Annotated in this window: 3 protein-coding genes; all 3 read right to left on the bottom strand. The window is 63.9% G+C overall.

The features are described from left to right. The coding region (locus Q8K99_07045; protein MDP2182309.1) for a response regulator at window positions 1-583 on the bottom strand (583 nt) is incomplete at its 3' end. After that, window positions 580-2,100, bottom strand: a complete 1,521-nt coding sequence (locus tag Q8K99_07040; protein MDP2182308.1) for an ATP-binding protein — start codon at window positions 2,098-2,100, stop codon at window positions 580-582. The genes Q8K99_07045 and Q8K99_07040, both read right to left, overlap by 4 nt. Then, window positions 2,097-2,440: RNA polymerase sigma-54 factor (locus tag Q8K99_07035; GenBank protein ID MDP2182307.1), on the bottom strand; the 344-nt coding region annotated here is incomplete at its 5' end. The genes Q8K99_07035 and Q8K99_07040, both read right to left, overlap by 4 nt.

Raw genomic sequence — 2,440 nt, 5'->3', positions numbered from 1 at the left:
ACGGTTTGCTCGCTCTCTCGGAGAGCGAGTGGACGGCTCGCGCGACGAGTTCCTTGCCCGTTCCTGAATCGCCGTAGATCATCACCGTCGCGCTGGTCGCGGCAACACGACGTACCGTGTCGAAAACCGCGATCATGCCGGGGTCGGACGCAACGATGCCTTCGAGGTCGTATTCCTTGTTCAGTTCGGTCCGAAGCCGCTCGACCTCCGCGGCGAGCACGCTGAACTCAAGCGCCTTGGCGATGGCGATCTTGAGCTCGTCGAGATCGAAGGGCTTCGTCAGATACTCGCTCGCACCTGCTTTCACGGCCTCGACAGCCTGAGCCACGTTGCCGTGCGCTGTCAGCATGATTATGGGAAACGTATGGCCCTTCGAGCGCACCCGGCGCAGGACCTCCATGCCGTCAGGCGCAGGCATCCTGTGATCGAGCACCATGATGTCGGGCGGCTGCTCAGCCACGGCGGATAGGGCCTCTTTGCCGTCGCTCGCCTCGCTCACCACGAACCCGTCTGTCGAAAGCGCCTGTCCGAGGACCCAGCGCATGTTCTTCTCGTCGTCGACGATGAGCACACGTCGATTCATCCGTTCCTCCGCTCGTACGCGTGTTCAACTGCCGGAAGCGACACACGAAACGCCGTGCCTTCGCGACCACTCTGTACCTCGATATGCCCACCGTGCTCGTCGATGATGCGGTGCACGATCGTAAGTCCGAGTCCCGTGCCGTCGTCTCTGGTCGAGAAGAAGGGGTCGAACACCTTGCCGAGATTCTGTTCGGGAATCCCCCGTCCGTTGTCCTCGACGTCGACACGCACGTACTGGCCGTCCACCGCCGTCCTCACTCTGATGAGGCCTCCGCCGTCTTCCATGGCCTGGACCGCGTTCGTCACGAGGTTCAGGAACACCTGTTTCAGCTGATCGGGGTCGCCGACGACACGTGGCAGATCACCGTCGTAGAGCGTCTCGATGCGCACGTCCGACTGTTTGGCGAAGCGCTGCGTGAAGAGTATGACGTCGTCGAGCACGGACTCGAGATCCGTTTCCACGAGGGTCGGCTTGCTCGGTCGCCCGAAGTCGAGGAGCGCTTTGATCACCTTGTCGAGCCGGTCGATCTCCTGCTTGATGACCTCCCCAGCTTCGTTGATGCGGGCGGGGTCGCACTGCGCATCCTCGAGCAGCTGGACGCTCGCCCTGATGACGCCAAGCGGGTTTCGCACCTCATGCGCGACACCCGCCGTCAGCTCGCCCATGGCTGCGAGCCTATCCGCGCGGATCAGTTGGTCGGTGAGCGACTTGATGTCGGAAACATCCTCAAGTGTGATGACGGCGCCCAGGACGCGCCCCCCGACGGTGCGCATCCGCGTCGTCGAGGCCTGCACGTGCACGGACTTGCCGCCCACTGTCACCACTGTGACCTCGCGGAGCGCGACCGGCACGCGGCCCGCAAGCACTCGTGCCACGTCCGACCCGATTCCGCCGTCGTCGCGGAAGAGCAAGCCGATGGGCTTGGGCACCATCTCGTACTCGGACACGCCCATGATCTCTTCAGCAGACGCGTTCGCCGTGGCAACCGATCCGTCCGGTCCGACGGTGAGCACCCCAGAGGTGATCGAGCGAAGGATGGACTGCGTGTAGTCCTGGATCGTGATGAGCTGGATCGCGCGCTCCTCGAGCTTCTTGTATGCGTCCTCGAGCCGCAGGCTCACCTGTCTCAAGTCGAGAGTCTTGCGCTCCTCGTTATCGCGCAGCGCGCCGAAGAGTCCGCCCACGACGAAGAACATGACGATCTCCAGCGCGTTGTTCAGTCCCTCTCCCGTGAGGCCACCGAGGCTCACCTGCGCATGTGCGGCGAACGGTATCGAACACGCGAGCGCGGTGAGAAGCCCGCCCCTCCTGCCGAACTTGGACGCGGCGTACAGGATCGGTATGTAGTAGAGGCGCCGGTAGAGCAGATGAAGTACGGCGACGTTGCCGAGGGTGTTGGTGTACAGGTGCAGGATCGTGACGACGAGCACCATCACCGCGATGGCCGTTACCGGAGTGATCGCATCGGCTCTCGATGCTGCCCCGTTCGCCTGCGGCCGCACCTCGTCAGGGCTCATCGGCGACGCCTCGCCCACGAGGGTTCTATCTGCAGCTCCTCGCGGTACTTCGCCACCGTACGTCGTGCGACGGTCACGCCCTCGTCCGAGAGCAGCCCGGCGAGCTTCTGATCCGAGAACGGCTTGACGGAATCCTCCGTCTGCACGAGTTCACGCAGCCGGTGCTTGATGCTTGTCGCCGCGACGTCCATGCCGGTGGTGGTCCTGTAGCCGCCGCTGAAGAAGTGCTTGAGCTCGAAGAGCCCGTAGGGAGTGGCCATGTACTTGCCAGTCACGCCGCGAGAGACCGTGGACAGGTGCACGCCGATCTCCACCGCGACGTCCTCGAGGCGCAGCGGCC

The sequence above is a fragment of the Actinomycetota bacterium genome (assembly GCA_030682655.1).
Classification (GTDB): domain Bacteria; phylum Actinomycetota; class Coriobacteriia; order Anaerosomatales; family JAUXNU01; genus JAUXNU01.
This window is presented reverse-complemented; position numbering and strand designations above follow the sequence as displayed.

What these genes read in the sequence shown, in the direction of transcription:
- Q8K99_07040 (MDP2182308.1), bottom strand. Translation starts at nt 2,100, where the DNA reads ATGAGCCCTGACGAGGTGCGGCCGCAGGCGAACGGGGCAGCATCGAGA.